Annotated in this window: 22 protein-coding genes and 1 tRNA gene; 11 read left to right on the top strand and 12 right to left on the bottom strand. The window is 62.9% G+C overall.

Features of this window, described 5'->3' with window-relative positions:
• Positions 1 to 5 precede the first annotated feature (5 nt).
• Positions 6 to 716 carry a YceH family protein gene (locus AC56KL_RS05390; protein WP_497179132.1) on the top strand — a complete coding sequence of 237 codons (711 nt, stop codon included), beginning with the start codon at positions 6 to 8 and terminating at the stop codon, positions 714 to 716.
• On the opposite strand, the gene AC56KL_RS05385 is transcribed toward AC56KL_RS05390, so the two are convergent.
• From AC56KL_RS05385 to AC56KL_RS05370, 4 genes are read right to left on the bottom strand one after another with little or no spacing between them, the layout of a single operon-like run.
• Positions 676 to 1500, bottom strand: coding sequence for a hypothetical protein (locus AC56KL_RS05385; protein ID WP_497179131.1), 825 nt, complete (start codon positions 1498 to 1500; stop codon positions 676 to 678). The two genes, AC56KL_RS05390 and AC56KL_RS05385, sit on opposite strands and share 41 nt — an antisense overlap.
• A 7-nt stretch (positions 1501 to 1507) precedes the next feature.
• Entirely contained in the window at positions 1508 to 2473 is a 966-nt protein-coding gene (locus tag AC56KL_RS05380) for a hypothetical protein (protein ID WP_497179130.1), read from the bottom strand.
• The gene (locus AC56KL_RS05375) at positions 2470 to 3342 is read right to left on the bottom strand and encodes an ABC transporter ATP-binding protein (RefSeq protein WP_497179129.1); all 873 of its coding nucleotides are present in this window, start codon (positions 3340 to 3342) and stop codon (positions 2470 to 2472) included. The genes AC56KL_RS05380 and AC56KL_RS05375 overlap by 4 nt, the downstream gene beginning before the upstream one ends.
• Complete coding sequence (locus AC56KL_RS05370; protein WP_497179128.1) at positions 3339 to 3728, bottom strand: GntR family transcriptional regulator; 390 nt, start codon at positions 3726 to 3728, stop codon at positions 3339 to 3341. The genes AC56KL_RS05375 and AC56KL_RS05370 overlap by 4 nt, the downstream gene beginning before the upstream one ends.
• 197 nt (positions 3729 to 3925) lie before the next feature.
• On the opposite strand from AC56KL_RS05370, the gene AC56KL_RS05365 reads away from it, so the two are divergent.
• Positions 3926 to 4318 (top strand): type II TA system antitoxin MqsA family protein, encoded by a 393-nt coding sequence (locus AC56KL_RS05365; protein ID WP_497179127.1) that lies wholly within the window; start codon positions 3926 to 3928, stop codon positions 4316 to 4318.
• Positions 4319 to 4419: 101 nt separating this feature from the next.
• Here AC56KL_RS05365 and AC56KL_RS05360 read toward each other — a convergent pair whose 3' ends face one another.
• From AC56KL_RS05360 to AC56KL_RS05350, 3 genes are all read right to left on the bottom strand, one after another.
• A complete protein-coding gene (locus AC56KL_RS05360; protein ID WP_497179126.1) occupies positions 4420 to 5166 on the bottom strand; it encodes a UDP-2,3-diacylglucosamine diphosphatase in 747 nt (248 codons plus the stop codon).
• Between the two features lie 40 nt (positions 5167 to 5206).
• Entirely contained in the window at positions 5207 to 5698 is a 492-nt protein-coding gene (locus AC56KL_RS05355; RefSeq protein ID WP_497179125.1) for a peptidylprolyl isomerase, read from the bottom strand.
• A 62-nt stretch (positions 5699 to 5760) separates the two neighbouring features.
• Positions 5761 to 6420 carry a peptidylprolyl isomerase gene (locus AC56KL_RS05350; RefSeq protein WP_497179124.1) on the bottom strand — a complete coding sequence of 220 codons (660 nt, stop codon included), beginning with the start codon at positions 6418 to 6420 and terminating at the stop codon, positions 5761 to 5763.
• Positions 6421 to 6661: 241 nt separating this feature from the next.
• On the opposite strand from AC56KL_RS05350, the gene cysS reads away from it, so the two are divergent.
• The 6 genes from cysS to AC56KL_RS05320 all read left to right on the top strand — a co-directional run bounded on the left by cysS (position 6662) and on the right by AC56KL_RS05320 (position 12843).
• On the top strand, positions 6662 to 8047 hold the full coding sequence (cysS, locus tag AC56KL_RS05345; RefSeq protein ID WP_497179123.1) for a cysteine--tRNA ligase: 1386 nt from the start codon (positions 6662 to 6664) through the stop codon (positions 8045 to 8047).
• Positions 8047 to 8709: a DNA-3-methyladenine glycosylase family protein gene (locus AC56KL_RS05340; protein WP_497179122.1), complete on the top strand. Its 663-nt coding sequence runs from the start codon at positions 8047 to 8049 to the stop codon at positions 8707 to 8709. Before cysS ends, AC56KL_RS05340 begins: the two co-directional genes overlap by 1 nt.
• Positions 8710 to 8860: 151 nt before the next feature.
• Positions 8861 to 9838, top strand: coding sequence for an acetyl-CoA carboxylase carboxyltransferase subunit alpha (locus tag AC56KL_RS05335; RefSeq protein ID WP_497179121.1), 978 nt, complete (start codon positions 8861 to 8863; stop codon positions 9836 to 9838).
• 59 nt (positions 9839 to 9897) lie between these two features.
• Positions 9898 to 11259: a tRNA lysidine(34) synthetase TilS gene (gene tilS / locus AC56KL_RS05330; protein WP_497179418.1), complete on the top strand. Its 1362-nt coding sequence runs from the start codon at positions 9898 to 9900 to the stop codon at positions 11257 to 11259.
• Positions 11260 to 11406: 147 nt separating this feature from the next.
• Positions 11407 to 12654, top strand: a complete 1248-nt coding sequence (locus AC56KL_RS05325) for an aspartate kinase (RefSeq protein ID WP_497179120.1) — start codon at positions 11407 to 11409, stop codon at positions 12652 to 12654.
• Between the two features lie 96 nt (positions 12655 to 12750).
• Positions 12751 to 12843, top strand: a tRNA-Ser gene (locus tag AC56KL_RS05320).
• 560 nt (positions 12844 to 13403) lie between these two features.
• Here AC56KL_RS05320 and AC56KL_RS05315 read toward each other — a convergent pair.
• The 5 genes from AC56KL_RS05315 to AC56KL_RS05295 form a co-directional block, all read right to left on the bottom strand.
• Complete coding sequence (locus tag AC56KL_RS05315) at positions 13404 to 14000, bottom strand: TadE/TadG family type IV pilus assembly protein (RefSeq protein WP_497179119.1); 597 nt, start codon at positions 13998 to 14000, stop codon at positions 13404 to 13406.
• Positions 13987 to 14466 (bottom strand): TadE/TadG family type IV pilus assembly protein, encoded by a 480-nt coding sequence (locus AC56KL_RS05310; protein ID WP_497179118.1) that lies wholly within the window; start codon positions 14464 to 14466, stop codon positions 13987 to 13989. The genes AC56KL_RS05315 and AC56KL_RS05310 overlap by 14 nt, the downstream gene beginning before the upstream one ends.
• Complete coding sequence (locus AC56KL_RS05305; protein WP_497179117.1) at positions 14463 to 15908, bottom strand: pilus assembly protein TadG-related protein; 1446 nt, start codon at positions 15906 to 15908, stop codon at positions 14463 to 14465. The genes AC56KL_RS05310 and AC56KL_RS05305 overlap by 4 nt, the downstream gene beginning before the upstream one ends.
• Positions 15909 to 16154: 246 nt before the next feature.
• Positions 16155 to 16775, bottom strand: a complete 621-nt coding sequence (locus AC56KL_RS05300; RefSeq protein ID WP_497179116.1) for a hypothetical protein — start codon at positions 16773 to 16775, stop codon at positions 16155 to 16157.
• Between the two features lie 292 nt (positions 16776 to 17067).
• Positions 17068 to 17505, bottom strand: a complete 438-nt coding sequence (locus AC56KL_RS05295) for a DDE-type integrase/transposase/recombinase (protein WP_497179115.1) — start codon at positions 17503 to 17505, stop codon at positions 17068 to 17070.
• Positions 17506 to 17896: 391 nt separating this feature from the next.
• On the opposite strand from AC56KL_RS05295, the gene AC56KL_RS05290 reads away from it, so the two are divergent.
• From AC56KL_RS05290 to AC56KL_RS05280, 3 genes are all read left to right on the top strand, one after another.
• Positions 17897 to 18550 carry a MarR family winged helix-turn-helix transcriptional regulator gene (locus AC56KL_RS05290; protein ID WP_497179114.1) on the top strand — a complete coding sequence of 218 codons (654 nt, stop codon included), beginning with the start codon at positions 17897 to 17899 and terminating at the stop codon, positions 18548 to 18550.
• An 89-nt stretch (positions 18551 to 18639) separates the two neighbouring features.
• A complete protein-coding gene (locus tag AC56KL_RS05285) occupies positions 18640 to 19182 on the top strand; it encodes a carboxymuconolactone decarboxylase family protein (RefSeq protein ID WP_497179113.1) in 543 nt (180 codons plus the stop codon).
• Positions 19179 to 19706 (top strand): redoxin domain-containing protein, encoded by a 528-nt coding sequence (locus AC56KL_RS05280; protein ID WP_497179112.1) that lies wholly within the window; start codon positions 19179 to 19181, stop codon positions 19704 to 19706. Before AC56KL_RS05285 ends, AC56KL_RS05280 begins: the two co-directional genes overlap by 4 nt.
• Positions 19707 to 19830 lie beyond the last annotated feature (124 nt).

The raw sequence follows: 19830 nt of genomic DNA, 5'->3' as shown, positions 1-19830 counted from the left end.
TCCGCATGACGAACGAAGTGACGGGCGCGCCCGACGCATCTGCAAGCCCGGCTGCCAACGCAGCAGTACTAGACCCCATGGAAATCCGCGTGCTCGCGGTACTGGCCGAAAAAGAGGCGCTCACGCCCGACAACTACCCGATGTCGGTGAACGCGATCGTCAACGGCTGCAACCAGCTGTCGAGCCGCGACCCGATCATGCAGCTGACCGACGAAACGGTGCAGGACATCCTGCAGCGCCTGATCGACAAAAAGCTCGTCAGCGCCATCTCGCAGGCCGGGGCCCGGGTGGTGAAGTACGAGCACCGCATGCGCATCAAGTGGACGCTGGAGCAGGACAAGGTGGCCGTGCTCAGCATCCTGATGCTGCGCGGCCTGCAGACCGCCGGCGAGATCCGCACCCGTACCGGCCGCCTGTTCGAGTTCAAGAGCGTGCCGGACGTCGAAGCCGTGCTGCAGTTCCTGATCGATAAATATCCGCCGCTGGTGGCCAAGCTGGACCGCGCGCCGGGCACCAAGGAGGCGCGCTACGGCCACCTGCTGGGCGGCGAGCTGGCGGCATATGAGCCGCCCGCTGCCGGCGCCGGCCTCGGTGGAGGCGCAGGTGGAGCCAACTCAAGCCGCGTCGGCCAGCTGGAACAGGAAGTCGCCGCACTGCGCGGCGAACTCGAGGAACTCAAGGCGCAGTTCGAGGCGTTCCGCCAGCAGTTCCAGTAAGCTTGGCCGCCGGCCCCGCCGGGTTGGCATAGCTCAGCTCGACCACGGCATCGTCGCTCCAGCTGGCGTCCCCGATCGGCACGTTAAAACTCGCGCCCTTGACCTCCAGTTTCGCCGACCGGCTCCCCTCGACCAACACTGCCCCCGCAAGTGGCTGCTCGCTCCGGTAGGGGAAATGCGCTTCCTTGCTCACGCCTTCCCACCGGAAGTCCTCGCGGTCGCCGAAGAAGCCGCACCAGTCGGTCCGCAACATGATCGTATTAATGGTCATGACCCAGAAGGCCGGAATCTCTTCCTTGGCCATTGCCACCGTCACCTTGCATTCGAGCCGCAGGTCACCCAGGCGTCGCTGGCTGGCGCTCAAGCCCGGCGTGCGGACATCGGGGGCGATGCGGTAGGCGTTCTTCCTGCGGTTCAGTTCCAGCTCGCTCTGCGCGTCCGCCGCCGCCTCGCTGCGCGGCACCACGATGCGGCCGCCGGCATCGACCGCGAGCGGCAGCTTGAAGCCGCTATCGCCGGCCAGGCGCACGGCCAGCGGCTGCGTGTGCTCGTCCTTCGTGCGCGCCGTCAGCAGGAAGTGCAGCCGCTCGGCCGCCGGAGCCAGTTGCCGGTGCCGGTCGAAGGCGTCCAGACCCGCCAGGATGACCTTGTACTTGCGGACTTCCGGATTGCGCATGGCGTTCACATGCACGGGATCCAGTTCGCGGACCGGCTTGTCCTCTGCGGCGGCAGCGCCGCCGCAGAGGAGCAGGGTCCCGAGCGCGATTGCGGTCAGGGCGCGCATCGGGGCATCAACCTTCATCGCGCCAGCGGCGCAGGCGCATCGCGGCGTAGATCATCGCGGCGCCGATGGCGGCGGCGATCCAGGTGCTCGGGTGAGCCAGGGTCGAGTACGACAGGCTGAGCAGGGTGGCCGGGTTCAGGCCGTACTGCTGGTTGATGATCTCGATGTGCCCCTGCGACAGCCACATGCCAGGTACCAGGCCGGTGAGGGCGCGCGCCACGACTTCACCCAGGAACCAGTCGACGTCGAACACATTGTTCGATACTTGGCCGACAATGAAATTGAACCACTTCATGACCAGGGCCACGACCAGCGGGATGCCGACCGCCCACAGGAAGACCTTTGAACGCGCCCAGCTCGACACCATCAGCAGCCAGCCGACAGTCGGCAGCGCCCAGATCGCGTACAGCGGCAGGAACGCCAGCAGGTACAGCGGGCCCAGATACAGGTTCGGCTCCGTCAGCACCGGGGCGAACAGGTTCACGCCCTTGCCGGCGGCGCTGATCAGGCCCAGCGCCAGCAGCGCAAGACCGGTCAGCACGCCGATTGCGATCGTGATGAGGGGCAGCACGAACAGTGCGGTAAGGACCTTCGACAGCACGGTGTCGCGGTCCGACAGGGGCAGCGACTTCCAGAACAGGATGCTGCGGTCGCGGCGGTCGTCGTGGAGCGCGGACAGGCAGTAGAAGAAGGCCACCACGGCCAGCACGATGAACAGCGGCGCCGCCAGGCCCAGGTAGCCGGAAGCGGCCGCATACGCCAGCTTGGAGCGCAGCGCCGGCGGTATGCCCTGGATCTGGATCACGCTGTGGCCGTTGAAACTGATGGTGTCGTGGCTGCCGGAAGCCATGGCGTACATGAAGCCGCCGCCCATCAACAGGACCATGGCGGCGGCGACCGCCACCGGCGTCCAGAAAAATGCTCCCTTGTGCTCCCAGAATTCGCGTCGGAGCAACCATTTCATCGTCTTCATGCGTAGGTTCCTTTCATGGTTGCCACGAACAGGTCGGCAACGCTGGGATTGCGGGTCTCGCCGAGCTGGGCGAGCTGGGCGCGCGATGCGCCGCCCGGTGCGCTTGAGTCGAACAGCATCACCGACTTGCCGAACACGGTGCGCTTGTCGATCGGCGCCAGGGCGCTGGCAGCGCTGAGCTTGTCGGCCGGGACCATCACCTCGGTATAGCGTTCGCCGATCTCTTCCATCGACGCGGCCAGCACGATCTTGCCTTCGCGGATGAACATCAGGTCGGTCAGGATGTGCTCGACCTCTTCCACCTGGTGGGTGGTGATGACGATGGTCTTCTGCTCGTCAAAATAGTCTTCCAGCAGGTTCTGGTAGAACTGCTTGCGGTACATGATGTCGAGGCCCAAGGTCGGCTCGTCGAGCACCAGTAGCTTGGCGTCGATGGCCATCACCAGCGCCAGGTGCAGCTGGACGATCATGCCCTTCGACATTTCCTTGACCTTCATGGCCGGCTTCAGCTTGGTGTTGGCGATATAGCGCTCGGCCTTCTCGCGGTTGAAGCGCGGGTGCACGCCGGCCACGAAATCGATCGCATCCTGGACGCGCAGCCAGCGCGGCAGGATCGCCACGTCGGCGATGAAGCACACTTCCTTCATCAGGTCGTCGCGCTGGGTGCGCGGGTCGTAGCCCAGCACGCTCAGCTGGCCCTCGAAGGGAATCAGGCCGAGGGCGGCCTTGAGCGTGGTGGTCTTGCCCGAGCCGTTGGGGCCGATCAGGCCGACGATGCGGCCGGCGGAGATGTCGAAATCGATGCCGTCGACGGCGGTACGCTTGCCGTAACGCTTGGTCAGGCCGCGCGCTTCGATGACGGCACTCATGCTGAACCTCCCGGAGCGAGGTTGGGGCCCTGAGCAGCGGCAGCCTGCAGCAGCTGCTCGACGTTCAGGCCGAGACGGCGGATGCGCTCGACCATGGCAGGCCATTCCTCGCGAATGAAACGCTCGCGCTCGGTGGCCAGGAGTTTTTCGCTTGCGCCTTCGGTTACGTACATGCCAATTCCCCTTCGTTTTTCCACGAGGTTCTCGTCGACCAGTTCCTGGTAGGCTTTCGAGACCGTAATCGGATTCAGTTGATACTCGGCCGCGATCTGGCGAACCGAGGGCAGGGCGTCGCCGGCTTTCAATACGCCGTCGAGCATCATGCCGACCACCCGCTCCTTGAGCTGGCGGTAAATGGGTGTGTTGTCATTCCAGCCGACTGTCATGTCCCGTTCTCCTGTGTGGTGCTGCGTTGTTCATCGTGGTCTCCCTGTTTGCTGTCTTGGTGATGCGTTGAGGTGGTGTTGTAGTGAAGTACAACAGCGGATTACCGAATGTAAACAACTTTGTCGAACAAATCGTCCGGGCGCGCCCCTGGATCGCGCTTTGGTAGGATGGGGGACGGTCATCGAAGGAGGATGCAATGCTGAAGTGCCCGAACTGTGGCGTCTCGCCACTCGCGCATGCGATCAGGGAAATGCATGTCACCTACAAGGGGCAAAGCACGACGATTCCCGACGTCGTCGTCGAGCACTGTGCGGGGTGCAAGGAAGTGCTGTTCGCGCAGGGCGAGCACGACCATTATGGGGAGTTGGTCACGGCCTTCCGCCGGCAGGTGGATATGGATGAACGCAAGACGATCGGCGCCATGCGCAAGGCATTGGGATTAACCCGGCACAGGGCGGATGAGTTGTTCGGAGACGGGGCAGGGGACTTCGCGCGCTACGAGTCGGGCGAAGCGCACGCGCCGGTAGCGCTGCTCAAGCTGTTGCGCTTGCTGGGCAAGCACCCTGAGCTGCTGGAAACGGTGCGGTAGGGGGCGGTCGGCTCTGCCGACCGCGCGTCCGACCAGCCTATGAACATGCACTACGTCTGCGCATCCTGTGTTTGAACGCGCGGTCGGCGTAGCCGACCACCCTACAATACATCGTGGCGCGTCAGCGTCCCGTCCTGGGCCAGCTCGATCCAGCCGCCGCGCCGCGGCTCGGCATCGAGTTCCCAGTCCGGCAGCACATAGCGCAGCCTGCCGTTGGTCTCATGCAGCGCCGGCCGGTGCGTATGCCCGTGGATGATCACCGTGGCATCCGCCGCGTCGAACAGCGCTTCCACGCTGGAGGGCGCCACATCCATGATCTCGTAGGACTTGCCCGCCTGGGCCTCGCGGCTGCCTTCGCGCAGGCCGGCGATGATCGCCTTGCGCTGCGCCAGCGGCATGCCGAGGAATTGCTGCTGCCAGGCGCGATCGCGCACCTGGGCGCGGAATGCCATGTACTTGAGGTCGGCCGTGCATTGGGCGTCGCCATGGACCAGCGCGATACGCTTGCCGCCCATGTCGATCACATGGGGCTCTTCCAGCAGGCTCAGGCCCGCCGCTTCGGCAAAGCCCGGTCCGACGAGGAAGTCGCGGTTGCCGGCAAGCCAATACACGGCCGTGCCGGCATCGCTGACGGCGCGGATGGCGGCAATCACTTGCTGGTGGAAAGGCTCGGCAAGGTCGTCGTCGCCGGCCCAGTATTCGAAGATGTCGCCGAGCAGGTAAAGCCGCTCGGCATGAACCGCGCGCTCGGCCAGGAAGCGGAAGAAGGCTTCGGCCGTGCGCGGATGCGCGGCCTGCAGGTGCAGGTCCGAAATGAACAGGGCGTGCGTGCGCCCGGGCGTGGTCATTGCATTGACGGGTAGTGCATGCCCCGGCGCACGTGCTTCATCAGATGACTTCGACCTTCTCGATGATGACCGGGTCGACCGGCACGTCCGAGTGCATGCCGCTGCGGCTGGTCTGCACGCCGTTGATCCCGTCGACCACGTCCTGGCCTTCGGTGACCTTGCCGAACACGGCATAGCCCCAGCCGTCCTGGCCTGGATAGTTCAGGAAGGCGTTGTCCTTGGTATTGATGAAGAACTGGGCCGAGGCCGAGTGCGGCGCCGAGGTGCGGGCCATGGCGATGGTGTACTTGTCGTTCTTCAGGCCGTTCTTGCCTTCGTTCTCGACGGTCGCGTCGGTCGCCTTTTGCTTCATGCCCGGTTCGAAGCCGCCACCCTGGATCATGAAGTCCTTGATCACGCGGTGGAAGATGGTGTTGGTGAAATGACCCTTGTTAACGTAGTCAATGAAGTTGGCAACGGTCTTCGGCGCCTTCTCGGCGTCCAGTTCGACGGTGATGTTGCCCTTGTTGGTGGTCATGCGAACGCTGGTCATCTGATGTCCTCTTCGTTGGTATTGTTGGAAATGCGTTTGAACAATTCGAGATTGCACATCCGCTATTTTACAAGCTTGTCGCCCTTGAGGACGGTCACGGACCGAATGAAGATCGGCGTCACCGGCACATTCTGCATGCCGCGCACGTCGTCCACCAACACGCCCTTGATCTTGTCGACCACTTCCTGGCCCTTCACCACATGGCCGAATACGGTATAGCCCGAGCCCTTGTAGAACGGGTAGTCGATGCCCGAATTGTCGGCGACGTTGATGAAGAACTGGGAGGTGGCCGAGTCCGGGTGGTCTTCGCGCGCCATGGCAATGGTGTACGGCTTGTTCGACAGGCCGTTGTTCGATTCGTTCTTGACCGGCTTGTTGGTCTTGCGGCCCTCGAACTTCTCGTTCATGCCGCCGGCCTGGATCATGAAGCCGTCGATCACGCGGTGGAAAATCGTACCCTTGTAGAAGCCCTGTTTCACGTACTGCATGAAGTTGGCGACCGTCTTCGGCGCCCGTTCCTCGTCGAGCTGGACGACGATCTCGCCCTGGGTGGTCTTGATCGACACCTGCGGGCCCTTCGTGAGCGGCGCGGCCGGGGCGGCATCGGCGGGCGTGGCGGCGGCGGTTTCTTGCGGCGCGCCCAGTGCGGCGCCGGACAGGAGCAGGGCGCCGGCGCCCAGGGCGAGGCCCTTGAGCAGGGTGCGGCGGAAGGCGGTGGTCATTGTCGTGGCTCTCCTCTGGTGGACCTCGCGCAAAGTGCTGTCAAGTCTTTTCCCGAAAAATAAAGCTGAACCATATGCGGCCAGACGGGATTTTAACAATGCTATACTTTGCGCAGAACGTCCCATTCTATCAAAGAAGAATAACACCCGAGGGTACAGACGATCTCGACGCATTCCCGCCGTGCCTGCAGTGCCAGCGCCGCCGTTTCCGTCCCGATCCTCCCCTCACCAGACCACACCCATGAGCCAACTGAAGATTTACAACACGCTCGCGCGTGACAAGCAGGTATTTGTCCCGATGGAAGCCGGCAAGGTCGGCATGTACGTGTGCGGCATGACCGTCTACGACTTCTGCCACATCGGGCACGCGCGGATGATGATGGCCTTCGACCTCATCTACCGTTGGCTCATGGCCTCGGGCTACGAAGTCAAGTACGTCCGCAACATCACCGACATCGACGACAAGATCATCCGGCGTGCGGTCGAGAACGGCGAGACGATTGGCCAGCTGGTGGAGCGCAACCTGCGCTACCAGATCGAAGACATCTCCGCACTCAACATCCTGCCGCCGACCGACGAGCCGCGCGCCACCGGCTACGTGCCGCAGATGCTGTCGATCATCGAGCAGCTCGAATCGAAAGGCCTGGCATACCGGAGCGAGGATGGGGACGTGAACTACGCCGTGCGCGGCTTCGACGGCTACGGCAAGCTGTCCGGCAAGTCGCTCGACGACCTGCGCGCCGGCGAGCGCGTCGACGTCAACAGCGGCAAGCGCGATCCGCTCGATTTCGTGCTGTGGAAGGCCGCCAAGGAATCCGAGCCGCTCGAGGCCAAGTGGGACTCGAAATGGGGCAAGGGCCGTCCCGGCTGGCACATCGAGTGTTCGGCCATGTCCTGCGCCACCCTGGGCCAGCATTTCGACATCCACGGCGGCGGCATGGACCTGCAGTTCCCGCACCACGAGAACGAGATCGCGCAATCGGAAGGCGCGTTCGGCGGCAAGATGGTCAACTACTGGATCCATAACGGCTTCGTGCGCGTGGACAACGAGAAGATGTCCAAGTCGCTGGGTAATTTCTTCACCATTCGCGACGTGCTCAAGAAGTACGATGCCGAAGTCATCCGCTTCTTCATCCTGCGCGCCCATTACCGCAGCCCGCTGAACTATTCGGACGCCCACATCGACGACGCCAAGGGCGCCCTGAGCCGCCTGTACACCGCGCTGTCGACCGTCGACATCGATAATGAAACCCCTGCGGTGGACTGGGAAGAAGCCCACGCCCTGCGCTTCCGCGAAGCGATGGACGACGATTTCAATACGCCGCTCGCCGTGGCCGAGCTGTTCGACCTGGCCAGTGAAGTGAACCGCAGCAAGTCGGTCGCTGCTGCGCGCCAGCTGAAAGCCCTGGCCGGCCTGCTGGGCCTGCTGGAGCGTGCCCCGCAGGCTTACCTGCAAGGTGGCGATGCCGGTGGCGACGCCGGCATCGAGGACGCGATCGCCCGCCGCGCGGCCGCCAAGAAGGCCCGCAATTTTGCCGAAGCGGATGCCATCCGCGCCGAACTGACTGCCGCCGGGATCATCCTGGAAGACAAGCCGGACGGAACGACGACCTGGCGCCGCGCATAATGGCCGCCGACAAGGACAAGTCCGTGGCGGCGCCGGAGCCGCAGGGTGAGCTGTCTGTGCCCGCCTACTGGGCCGAAGCCAAGGCCGCGCTGATGGGGCGCGACCGCATCATGGCCAAGCTGATCCCGCAATTCGGCGACCTGCACCTGCGCGGCCACCCCGACCCGTTTACGACGCTGGCGCGCTCGATCGTGGGCCAGCAGGTGACCCCAAAAGCCGCCGATGCGGCCTGGGCGAAGCTGTTGGCGATCTGCCCGAAGCTGGCGCCCAGCCAGGTGATCAAGGCCGGCGCCCTCGAGCTGGCCGGCTGCGGACTGTCCAAGCGCAAGACCGAATACATCCTCGACCTGGCCGACCATTTCAAGGCCAAGCGGGTGCATGCCGACCTGTGGTCGGAAATGGATGACGAAGCCGTGATCGCGGAGCTGGTCCAGATCCGCGGCATCAGCCGCTGGACAGCTGAGATGTTTTTGATATTTAATCTGCTCCGGCCGAACGTGCTGCCGCTCGACGATCCCGGCCTGATCCAGGGAATCAGCCAGAATTACTTTTCCGGCGAACCTGTGTCGCGCAGCGATGCGCGCGAGGTGGCCGCCAACTGGGAGCCATGGCGGACGGTGGCGACCTGGTACGTATGGCGCAGCCTCGATCCACAAAACTGAGCACGCAATGGCGCTATCCCGGGCGGCGGTTTTGAGCCGATACCCGCTCCGGGTACGTTAGAATAGCGGCCAACAGGCCAGAGCGGTCGCGCATTGGTATATAAAGTTAAACAGAATCAGCGCTGCGGCCACGAAATAATCCGGAGGTAAAATGACTAAAACAACTTTCCTCAATTTTGAGCAGCCGGTCGCCGAGCTGGAGTCCAAGATTGAAGAGCTGCGCTTCGTGCAGGACGACTCGGCCGTGGACATCTCCGAGGAGATCGACCGCCTTGCCAAGAAGAGCCAGCAGCTCACCAAGGACATCTATGCCAAGCTGACCCCGTGGCAGGTCTCGCAGATCGCGCGCCATCCGCAGCGTCCGTACACGATGGACTACGTGAACGCGATCTTCACCGACTTCCACGAACTGCACGGCGATCGTACATTTGCCGACGACCAGTCGATCATGGGCGGGCTGGCCCGCTTCAACGGCCAGGCCTGCATGGTCATCGGCCACCAGAAGGGCCGCGACACGAAGGAACGCGCCATGCGCAACTTCGGCATGCCGCGTCCGGAAGGCTACCGCAAGGCCATGCGCCTGATGAAGCTGGCGGAAAAATTCGGTCTGCCGATCTTCACCTTCGTGGACACCCCGGGCGCCTTCCCGGGCATCGACGCCGAAGAGCGCGGCCAGTCGGAAGCGATCGGCCACAACCTGTACGTCATGGCCGAACTGAAAGTGCCCCTGATCGCCACCATCATCGGCGAAGGCGGCTCGGGCGGCGCGCTGGCGATCGCCGTGGGCGACGCGGTGCTGATGCTGCAGTACTCGACCTATTCGGTGATCTCGCCCGAAGGCTGCGCCTCGATCCTGTGGAAGACCTCGGAGCGTGCCAGCGACGCCGCCGATGCACTCGGCCTGACCGCGCACCGCCTGAAGGCAATGGGCCTGATCGACAAGATCGTCAACGAGCCGCTGGGCGGCGCCCATCGCGATCCGAAGCAGATGGCGCAACTGCTCAAGCGCGCGCTGGCCGACACCCTGCGCCAGTTCCAGGGCATGAAGACCAAGGACCTGCTCGAAGCCCGTCACGCGAAACTGATGAGCTACGGCAAGTTCAAGGAAACGCTGCCGTCCGACGAGTGAGTGCTTCCCGTGCCGGAGCGGCCGCCAGGCCGGACCCTTCGGCAATCTTCGAGCAGGCCATGCGCGGCCTGCTCGAAGCGTATTCCCCGGCCTCGATCGCCCTTGCCTGCAGCGGCGGCCTCGACTCCATGGCGCTGCTGCGCCTCGCCCACCGCTGGGCGCAGGAGCAGGGCCTGGCCCTGCATGCCTTCCACGTCCACCACGGCCTGAGCCCGAACGCCGACGCCTGGCTGGCGCATTGCGAACAGGCCTGCGCGGCGCTCGGCATCCCGTTCGACCACCGCCGCGTGGACGTGGTGAAGGGCAAGGACGGCATCGAATCCGCCGCGCGCAAGCTGCGCTACCGCGCGCTGGGCGAACTGTGCGTGCAGCATGGCGTGCCCTTGCTGCTCACCGCCCACCACCTCGACGACCAGGCCGAAACCGTGCTGTTGCAGCTGCTGCGCGGCGCCGGCCCGGCCGGCCTGTCCGGCATGGACGCCGCCAACCGCGCGCCCGGCCTGCTGGGCGACGAGCATCTGGTCATGGCGCGTCCGCTGTTGGCGCTGTCGCGCGCGCAGCTCGAGGCCTTTGCGCTCGAACAAGGCCTGGCCTGGGTCGAGGACGAATCCAACAGCGACCCACGCCATGCGCGCAATGCGCTGCGGCACGGCGTGATGCCGGCGCTGGCGGACAGCTTCCCCGGTTACCAGCAGCGCCTGGCGCGCGGCGCCGCCCACGTGCAGGCGGCCCAGCGCATCCTCGACGAAGTGGCGGGGCAGGACCTGGCCGCCTGCCTGGACGGCGAGGCGGTCGACCTGGCGCGCATGCAGACGCTCAGCCGCGACCGGATCGACAACATGCTGCGCCACCTGTTTTCCGTGCGCGGCCTGGCGATGCCGAGCACCGCCTGGCTGGGCGAGATGGTGGCGCAGCTGTTCTCGGCGCGCGAAGACGCCCAGCTCAAGGTCACGCACCCGGCCTGCCATATCCGGCGCCACCGGGGCAAGCTGCACATCACCGCGAAACTGCCGGATTTGGCCGGCATGCGCGATCCCGACGACGACGGCGTGCTGGTCAAGGAGGGCCAGGCCTTCCGCTGGAACGGAGAAGCCGCGCTGGCTTTCCCGGCCTATGGCGGGGTGCTCCATTTCGAGCGCGCCGAGCGCGGTTTCCCTGCCGCCTGGCTGCGCGCCGAGCCGCTCACGATCGACTTCCGCAAGGGCGGCGAGCGCCTCAAGCCAGCCGCCAACCGCCCGACCCGTGGCCTGAAGGCGCATTACCAGGCACTCGGCGTGCCCGCCTGGGAACGCGAACGGGCGCCGCTGGTGTGGGCCGGGCGCGCGCTGCTGTTCGCCGCCGGCATCGGCATGGATTGCCATCACCTGGGAGAAGGGCAGGGCGAGCACATTGCGCTGCGCTGGGAGTCGACGGCAGGCTGATCCCGGATGGAGTTTCTATACGAAAAAGGTATTACTTTATTTTCTTTTCGTATAGCTTTTTCCTTTGGCTAGCTTGTGATAGTGCGCTGCAGCATGCTAGAGTAAAGGTCCCCTTTTGATCTTTCAACAAGCTGGAACCCTCCTGATATGGCTTTAATTGTCCACAAATATGGCGGGACGTCGATGGGCTCGACGGACCGTATCAAGAATGTCGCGGCCCGTGTGGCGAAGTGGCATGATGCCGGCCACCAGATCGTGGTGGTGCCGTCGGCGATGTCCGGCGAAACCAACCGCCTGATCGGCCTGGCCAAGGAAATCATGCAGCAGCCGGACCCGCGCGAACTGGACATGATCGCCTCGACCGGCGAGCAGGTATCGGTGGGCCTGCTGGCGATGGCGCTGCTGGCGACTGGCAAGGACGCGGTCTCATACACTGGCTGGCAGGCGGGCATCCGCACCGACTCCTCGTTCACCAAGGCGCGCATCCAGTCGATCGACGACACCCGCGTGCGCGGCGACCTGGAAGCGGGCAAGATCGTGATCATCACAGGGTTCCAGGGCATGGACGAAGATGGCAACATCTCGACCTTGGGCCGCGGCGGTTCCGACACCTCGGCGGTGGCGATCGCGGCCGCGCTGAAAGCCGACGAATGCCTGATCTATACCGATGTGGACGGCGTCTACACGACCGACCCGCGCGTGGTGCACGAAGCGCGCCGCCTGAGCAAGATCACCTTCGAGGAAATGCTCGAACTCGCCTCTTTGGGCTCGAAGGTGCTGCAGACCCGTTCGGTCGAGTTTGCAGGCAACTACCAGGTCCCGACGCGCGTGTTGTCGTCGCTGACCGATCCCCTGATGCCGCTGGACGAAGAAGCGAAGTCCGGCACCCTGATTTCGTTTGAGGAAGAAAGCAACATGGAACAAGCCGTCATCTCCGGTATCGCCTTTCATCGCGATGAAGCCAAGATCACCGTACTGGGCGTGCCGGACAAGCCGGGCGTCGCCTACCACATCCTGGGCCCGGTGGCCGACGCCAACATCGAAGTGGACATGATCATACAGAACCAGTCGGTGGAAGGTAAAACCGACTTCACCTTCACCGTGTCGCGCAACGACTACGTGAAAGCGATGGCCGTGCTGGAATCGCAGCGCGAGGCGCTGGGCGCGGCCAGGGTGCTGGGTGACGCCAAGGTGTCGAAGGTGTCGGCGGTGGGCGTGGGCATGCGCAGCCACGTCGGCGTGGCCTCGCAGATGTTCCGCACCCTGTCGGAAGAGGGCATCAACATCATGATGATCTCGACCTCGGAGATCAAGATTTCCGTGCTGATCGACGAGAAATACATGGAGCTGGCAGTGCGCGCGCTGCACAAGGCTTTTAACCTGGAACAAGGTTAATAAATTTCAAAATTTTTGGGCGTGCGTCCTTGACGCAACAAGCACCAGCCCTTAAGATGCCTGCACTCAGCGCTGACTGACAAGTCGGTCCTGATGGGAGACGTGGCCGAGTGGCCGAAGGCACTTCCCTGCTAAGGAAGCATACGGCTTATACCCGTATCGTGGGTTCGAATCCCACCGTCTCCGCCAAGTTTCAAAGAAGAAGCCACCGCAAGGTGGCTTTTTTCTTTTCGTTCCTCTGTAAGCTCGCTTGATCATTGTTCAGTTAAGTCCGCTAACTTCTACTACCTTCCAAGATCTGAAGGTTAATAGGATTCACTGCTGGAAACCGCATTGCCCAGGCTTGTCAAGATCCTTTCTGCACTCAAGGTCGTCAATGCCAAGCCCGGCTGGCATTGCGACGGCGACGGGTTTTGGCAAGCGGTTGGTCCGAGGCAGGCTCTGGATAAACTTGGGAATGTCGGCCGCCTCGAACGCAGGTCGATCAGTCTGCAAAGCGCGGATCTTCCAGAATGGCTTCAAGACGGTCCGGTGCGCCCAGCACCATCCGGTCAGCTACGAGGCAGTCGGCGGGCGCTCGCTCGAGCCGTAGTCAAAGAGCGGCCCAGAATAGACACTGGTCACCGAGTTCCTGATGAGCCGTCCGTAGCCGTGGCAGCTTCCCGCGACAGGGCGGCCGTCACACCGCTCGACGGGACGGCGTCCCTGCATTGCCTTTTTTGTATTAGCACATGGACTTTTGCCTGGTGCTAGCAAGGACATGCTGGCGGAAGCATGCCCGGTTTATACCCAAAAGACTCGACTGGCACAATGGTTGTCGCTCGATGAAGCGGAACACGCAGGTCGATAAGCGGCAGCAACATTTGCGCCGTCACCGCATTGCATGTCGACGTGTCCGCAGTGTCGCAGACCTGTACCTGGACGAAGCGGATGCAATTTGCAGCACGGGAATTCATCATGCAGACCCGCCTGTTTTCGCTGGCGTCGGCTGGCCAGGAAGCTTGCGGGACAACGGACAGGTCAAACGTAAGATAGCTGAGGCGGATATGTTGGTCGGTAATCGGCGGGGCAAGCATGAGTTCGCCCGGAGAGTTCCTGAATATTGCATGCTGCCTCACCGCAGCAGTCGCAGTGTCGGTCGGATAGACTTTGACCGCGGCCGCAGCGCCACGCCGGGTTACCTCCTGCAGAGTGTTATAGACAAATAGCAGGCGTGCCGTTTCGATGATGCCGAACACGAAGCTAAAAAAAATCACGGCCAGCACGGCAAACTCTACCGCAGTAGTGCCGGCCTGTTTGATCGGGGGGCGCGGGAGCCTGCGCGTGGATAGCTTAGTTGCCGGCATAGGGCATCGTATGGTTAGCAGTGATCTGAAGACCGTACCACCCGAAGTCGATCAGGCCGAGTGGATCGGACATCGAAAACAGTATCTTGACGCGGACAGTCCTGGGCAATACGCCTTGGGCTAAGTCGCCGCAAACGTCGGTGTCGCAGTAGGCTCTAGGCCCAGTGATTTCCGAGGTCGGTGCAAGTTCGGCGATCTCCCTTCGTGCAATCTCCATCGCCAAGTCCCCTGCCTCTTGGGCAAGCTGTGGCGACATCATTTCCGCCCGCGGCACGGTTGAAAGGTAGCGGGCAGCATCCTGGGCGGCTTTTTGCGCAACCGTGTAATGCCAGAGGCACTTCGAGAGGAAGATCGGGAAAAGGAGGAACACGACCAGGATCGGTAGCAGCAATGCCAGCTCGATTGCAGCAGCTCCGGTTTCACGCCTTCTCGTCAACTTGGCAAGAGTCAAAGTACACGTATTCATGGGAAAAGCTCCACTTGACCTGAAAGAGATTGTTCGGAGGCTAGTCCGGCGAATTCAGCGATGAGCTTTTCGTCCGTGGCCTGGACGGTCATGAAAAACTTTCCAATGCCGACGACCGCTGCCTGTGTGTTAGTGCCTGACGGCGCGGTCGGCAAGCATTCGAGGAGAGGGATGTTGAGGACGCGGCGGCGCGGCACTGCGAGAGACCTATTGGTGGCACTTGGCGCCAGGTAGTTGCCGGTCGAAACAGCGCTGGATTGATACGGGGTTGGCGGATTGGTGGGATAGCTCGGTGCGGTTGGCCCCAATTTGTACAGATCCAGCCAGTTGCCCGTCCCGAACGGTGCGTAGCCGTTGGCTGGCTCGGGAGCGGTCAGCGGCGAGGGCGCCTGGACTGCTTTTGCGAATGCCCAGAGCGGACCGTAATGGCCCGGAGATCCAGGCGGATTCGTTACGTCGGCGACAGTCTCGATCTTGCTGCGGCTATCCGTCCGTTCCGCAGACCGGCTCCCGGTCAACGGGCTCATCCATCTGACTGCGCCAGGGACGTCATAGCCATAGGACTTGATGTTAATGTCCGGGGGAGCGCCTCTCGCCGTGCATGTAGTGCCGCTATATTGGTCGAAACGTGTGTTAAGTGCAGCGCGCAATGATGCGAGCGGCGCTGAAGCCGCCAATTCCGAGACACGAATTTTCCTCCCTATGACCCGCGGCACCCACATCGAACCGTGGCAGACGAAAGGCTCCAGTTCTGAGACACTCAATGAACCGCCGGCTGCTCCCGACGCAGCATCCGGCTTGACTGCGAACCTGAGCGGCGCAGTGCTGCCAGGGACAGGGTTGAGATTCATGAGGTCATAGCTTACCCCTCGGCGAAAACCATGCTGCACCAGTTCTGATAGCGTGGTACCTGTCCCGGTGGTAACAGTGCGCGCCGCGGCGGCGTCGGAGGACATCGCGCAAATTCCGATCGGGGTGACGTCCACGGACGTGCGCCCCGCAACCGCGCTGTCGCTGACTTGAATTGACGAAAACTGGCCGGCCAAGACTCTCATGAAGAATGTCTTCACTTCGCCGATTTCCGGGTCGAGGCGGGTTGTATCAACCCGTGCGAAGTAGAGCCCGCTGAGTGTCGCACGTGGCGACCCTCCTGCGGATGTCGCCGGGGTCCATGTCCCATCACGGTCGGCAGAATCGCTGAAACTCAGCGCATCGTCGCTCCAGGAAACGGGGGTGCCGGTACTATAGTGCTGGTACCGAAGGGCTTCGACCGTCTCCCTTGCTGCCGTTCTAGCTGCTGCGATACCTGCCGGCGTGCCGTTGAGCTCACGGGCAGCTGCGAGTGCAGCCGCTTTCGCGATACCGTAGACGTCGACTTTGCGGTTATAGATGAGCCCAGCATCAATCGCAAGGCCACAAAAGCCAACGATCACGATCAGCAATGGGACAAACATGACCGCAAAGGCGCCGTCCTGGCGGCTGGGTCTCGCAATACGCGGCCTTCGCGTCGCCTGGGTTGTACAGGCGCCTGAAACCTCGCGCGCTGCGTATCGCCATCGTTCCATATGTTGCCTCGCTATTTCTTCGGTTGCATTCACTGCATTGTCAAAGTGACTTGGAGCGGGAGCCTTCGCGAGGCTTGCATGAATTAACGGGCTAGGTTCCCGGTGACCGAAAGTGGAGTCGACCTAGCTTTCTAACGCGGCTGGACGGCCATCAGTGTCAATACGCTTGAGCTTGGCCGCTGCCTCGCGATTGGCACGGCGTGAGTTTTCGGCCCGGAGGATCAGTCCAAGACAAGCGCATACCCAGAGTACCCAGGCAGCGAGCGGAAGAAACATCATGTCGATCGACTGGTATGCCGCGAGGATCGCACCGGCAAATCCGCAGCAGGTGGCAACGCATGGCACGGCAGGAAGGCTCTGGCTGAGTGGCAGCTTCGCCCAGGGTAAAAAGTTGAGGGCCATGCCTACTACCCCTAGCAGGAAGAAACTCCCTTTAGCGCTCAAGCTCCCAAGCGCTGCACCCATGCACAGCAAGAGCAGGGCGCCCGGTATCGCGGCCAAGCGGGATTCGCTACAGTGACTCTCTTTTCTCTCGGCGGTAATTTGCCGGCCACCTGAAAATGGAAAAGCTGACCAGAGCGTAAGGATGAGGCCTAGTATCGCAATAAAAATGCGTGCTCGAAAATTTGCGCCAATTTGTTGAATCCATAAATGGAGTAATGCCCATCCAGCAAGCGAGAAGAACAGTGGCAAGAACGGCCGGTATGGACGAGGCTTTAGTGGCTGCAAAGTGTCCGAGTCCATGAATTCGCCCTTTCGTTACATAAGCGTGCAGCTCGACGGGCCGCACAGCCGTGACTGATTGCTTAACAAGTTTGGGCTTCAGAACACCTTGCTGCAAGTAAAGTGCTTGCGAACATTGACGGGCGTCAGCGAAACAAGTCGTTGTCTGTTGTGCGAAAAATCAAAAGGCTTGAGCGTACTTCGTATAGCTAGACCGGCAAATTACTGCGATTGGCCAGCTGGAACGAGCGGCAGCAAGCTCTGATTTCCATAGCCGGACATTGCGGCCACCTTCGCCACACCGGGTCTGTCTCTATTCGAGCGCGACGGGTGGACGCGAACACGTCGGCGCGTAAATCATCCCTGGTCCGGTAGCTTTGCTCAGGCGCTCAGTCTTGAGCGTCGCGAAGAAACGCTCCATTGCAGCGTTGTCCCAGCAGTTGCCACGGCGGCTCATGCTGCAAACAGTGCCGCGGGATTCGAGCAGGCGCTGGATGTCTTCGCTCGTGCTTCGTGAGCCTTGGTCGGAATGATCCAACACAGCGCGAGGTCGGCCACGGCGGAAGCTGGCCACCAGCAAGCGTCCATGACTAGCCGTGCTGTCATTGTCGGCTGCATTGACCAGTCCATCGCGGCGGGAGTGGAGGTCCAGGACAACAGCGATAAACAGCCAGCCTTCGCCGGTCCACACGTACGTGAAGTCGGCCGCCGATTTCTGGTTCGGACCTGTCGTTATGAACTGCCTGTCCAACGGGTTGCGTTATGAATAGGTAAATTCCTTCTGGAAAATAATAGACACGGGGAGCGCTTGGCTAAGGACCTCGTTCAAGCGCTGACCGAAGCGGCCAAAATGAAGAGCGGCGCTTGCGCGCGCTCCGCGTGTCGCCAAGGAAGTAGATCCGAAGCCTTCCGCGTACGCCGCGCAAGCGCAGCTCGCGTTCGTTTCCCACTTCAGAATGCCTCCCTCGGCGGCTTGAACCAGGCGACACCGGCACCGCCAGGCATCCCCAGCGCAGCAAATTTGCGGGCCTAAGCGCACCAGGACGAGCGCAGCACATCTCACCGATCGCACCTACCGCGCAGTCAAGCCAAATTGCTTAGGACTCCTTGACATAATCGCGCACTGTGTTATCCTGCCGTTCATGGACATCCAACCCGAAACCCCGTGGGACAGCACGCCGGACATCTCGGCGCGCATCGTGACCGCCATCGGCCGCATCGCCACCGTGCTGCGCTCGGGGATGTGGGAGGTGTCGACCGCGGAAGGGCTGAACCCCGCGCAGGCAGAGATCCTGCAGCTGCTGGTGCACCGTACCCGCGGCGTGCGCCTGGGCTGGCTGGCCAGGCAGTTGTCGATCTCCGCCGCCAGCGCCAGCGATTCGGTGGCGGCGCTCGTGGCGAAAGGACTGATACGCAAGGCCCGTGCAGAGGATGACGGCCGCGCCACGGCGCTGCACCTGACGCCGCAGGGCGGGCAGGTCGCGCAGCGGCTCGCGCATGCCCTGTCGTTTGCCGATGCAGCCGCTTCCAGGCTGGTGCCGGCGCAACAGCTGCAGATGCTGACGGGTTTGTTCAAGTTGATCGCCGAACTGCAGAAGACCGACCGCTTTCCGGAATTGCGGGCCTGCCTGTCCTGCCGCCACTTCGAGCCGAACAAGTACCCGGCCCAGGAAGTGCCGCATCACTGTGCCTTGGTAAATGCGCCGCTACCGATTTCCTTCCTGCGCATCGATTGCGCCGAGCACGAGCCCACCGATCCCGTCAGCCAGCGCCGCAATTGGGAAGCATTTGCATGAGCATTTTTTTTGGCAGTAATAGTTAGGACTCCTAGTTTATGGGTGAGGCGGCCGCACCTTTTCTCGGCCGCAAACTGAAGGAGAACAGCATGTCCCGTATCGAACTCGTCAACCCGTCCAACACCCAGGGCGAAGCCGGCAAGCTGCTGGAGCAGATCCACGGCGCCTTCGGCGTCGTGCCGAACATGTTCCGCGCCGTCGCCAACTCGCCCGCCGCGCTGCAGAGCATGTGGGGCGCCTTCGGCGCCCTCGGCGGCGGCACGCTCGGTGCGCGCCTGGGCGAACAGATCGCCGTGGCGATCGCCGACCGCAACGATTGCGAGTACTGCCTCGCTGCCCATACGGCGCTGGGCCGCAAGGCCGGGGCCAGCGCGCAGGAAATGGCGGCCGCACAGGCCGGCGAGTCGGACGATCCCAGGACCGCCGCCGCGCTGAAGTTCGCGCTTGCAGTGGTGGAAAAGCGCGCCCACGTGGGCGACGCGGACGTGGCGGCCCTGCGCGCGGCCGGCTTCGCGGACGGCGAGATCGTCGAGATCATGGCGCACGTGGCCCTGAACCTGTTCACCAACTACGTGAACGTGGCCTTCGCGGTGCCGCTCGATTTCCCGGGCGTGAAGCTGCGCGCGAAATGAACGCTCCAGCCTCTCGTTCCGCTCCGGAATTCGAGGTCTCGGGATGGCTGAACGCAGCCGGCCCGGTGACCCTGGCTTCGCTGCGCGGCAGGGTCGTCGCCGTCTACGCTTTCCAGATGCTGTGCCCGGGCTGCGTCGCGCACGCGCTGCCCCAGGCCGGACAGCTGGGCCAGCAGGCCGGGGGCGACGAACTGGCGGTGCTCGGCCTGCATACCGTGTTCGAGCACCACGAGGCCATGAACGAAGGCGCACTGGCGGCTTTCCTGCACGAGTACCGGATCGCGTTCCCGGTCGGGATAGACCGTCCCGGCGAGGACGGTCCGATCCCGCGCACGATGGAGCGCTACCGGATGCGCGGTACGCCCACGCTGCTGCTGTTCGACCGCCAGGGTGTCCTGCGCCATAGCCTGTTTGGACATCTGCCCGACCTGCAGGTGGGCGTCCTGGTCGGCCGTCTGCTGGCCGAAGCGGCGCCGGACGAAGGATGCGACGACGGCGCTTGCCGCCTGCCTGCAAGGTCCTGAAAAACACAGCTCCCGTCGCCTGCGGCGCCGCGCCGGCGGGGGCAATACAGCACCGCTGCTTGATTGAATTGTCACGGTTTCCCCGGAAAACGACACATTGTTGTAAGCAGGATACTAAAATTCT

Source organism: Telluria sp. ZB4P34, assembly GCF_059686055.1.
This window is presented reverse-complemented; position numbering and strand designations above follow the sequence as displayed.

Coding starts and splice junctions, on each gene's coding strand:
- AC56KL_RS05390 (WP_497179132.1), top strand. CDS start 6: ATGACGAACGAAGTGACGGGCGCGCCCGACGCATCTGCAAGCCCGGCT.
- AC56KL_RS05385 (WP_497179131.1), bottom strand. CDS start 1,500: ATGCGCGCCCTGACCGCAATCGCGCTCGGGACCCTGCTCCTCTGCGGC.
- AC56KL_RS05380 (WP_497179130.1), bottom strand. CDS start 2,473: ATGAAGACGATGAAATGGTTGCTCCGACGCGAATTCTGGGAGCACAAG.
- AC56KL_RS05375 (WP_497179129.1), bottom strand. CDS start 3,342: ATGAGTGCCGTCATCGAAGCGCGCGGCCTGACCAAGCGTTACGGCAAG.
- AC56KL_RS05370 (WP_497179128.1), bottom strand. CDS start 3,728: ATGACAGTCGGCTGGAATGACAACACACCCATTTACCGCCAGCTCAAG.
- AC56KL_RS05365 (WP_497179127.1), top strand. CDS start 3,926: ATGCTGAAGTGCCCGAACTGTGGCGTCTCGCCACTCGCGCATGCGATC.
- AC56KL_RS05360 (WP_497179126.1), bottom strand. CDS start 5,166: ATGACCACGCCCGGGCGCACGCACGCCCTGTTCATTTCGGACCTGCAC.
- AC56KL_RS05355 (WP_497179125.1), bottom strand. CDS start 5,698: ATGACCAGCGTTCGCATGACCACCAACAAGGGCAACATCACCGTCGAA.
- AC56KL_RS05350 (WP_497179124.1), bottom strand. CDS start 6,420: ATGACCACCGCCTTCCGCCGCACCCTGCTCAAGGGCCTCGCCCTGGGC.
- cysS (WP_497179123.1), top strand. CDS start 6,662: ATGAGCCAACTGAAGATTTACAACACGCTCGCGCGTGACAAGCAGGTA.
- AC56KL_RS05340 (WP_497179122.1), top strand. CDS start 8,047: ATGGCCGCCGACAAGGACAAGTCCGTGGCGGCGCCGGAGCCGCAGGGT.
- AC56KL_RS05335 (WP_497179121.1), top strand. CDS start 8,861: ATGACTAAAACAACTTTCCTCAATTTTGAGCAGCCGGTCGCCGAGCTG.
- tilS (WP_497179418.1), top strand. CDS start 9,898: ATGCGCGGCCTGCTCGAAGCGTATTCCCCGGCCTCGATCGCCCTTGCC.
- AC56KL_RS05325 (WP_497179120.1), top strand. CDS start 11,407: ATGGCTTTAATTGTCCACAAATATGGCGGGACGTCGATGGGCTCGACG.
- AC56KL_RS05315 (WP_497179119.1), bottom strand. CDS start 14,000: ATGCCGGCAACTAAGCTATCCACGCGCAGGCTCCCGCGCCCCCCGATC.
- AC56KL_RS05310 (WP_497179118.1), bottom strand. CDS start 14,466: ATGAATACGTGTACTTTGACTCTTGCCAAGTTGACGAGAAGGCGTGAA.
- AC56KL_RS05300 (WP_497179116.1), bottom strand. CDS start 16,775: ATGGACTCGGACACTTTGCAGCCACTAAAGCCTCGTCCATACCGGCCG.
- AC56KL_RS05290 (WP_497179114.1), top strand. CDS start 17,897: ATGGACATCCAACCCGAAACCCCGTGGGACAGCACGCCGGACATCTCG.
- AC56KL_RS05285 (WP_497179113.1), top strand. CDS start 18,640: ATGTCCCGTATCGAACTCGTCAACCCGTCCAACACCCAGGGCGAAGCC.
- AC56KL_RS05280 (WP_497179112.1), top strand. CDS start 19,179: ATGAACGCTCCAGCCTCTCGTTCCGCTCCGGAATTCGAGGTCTCGGGA.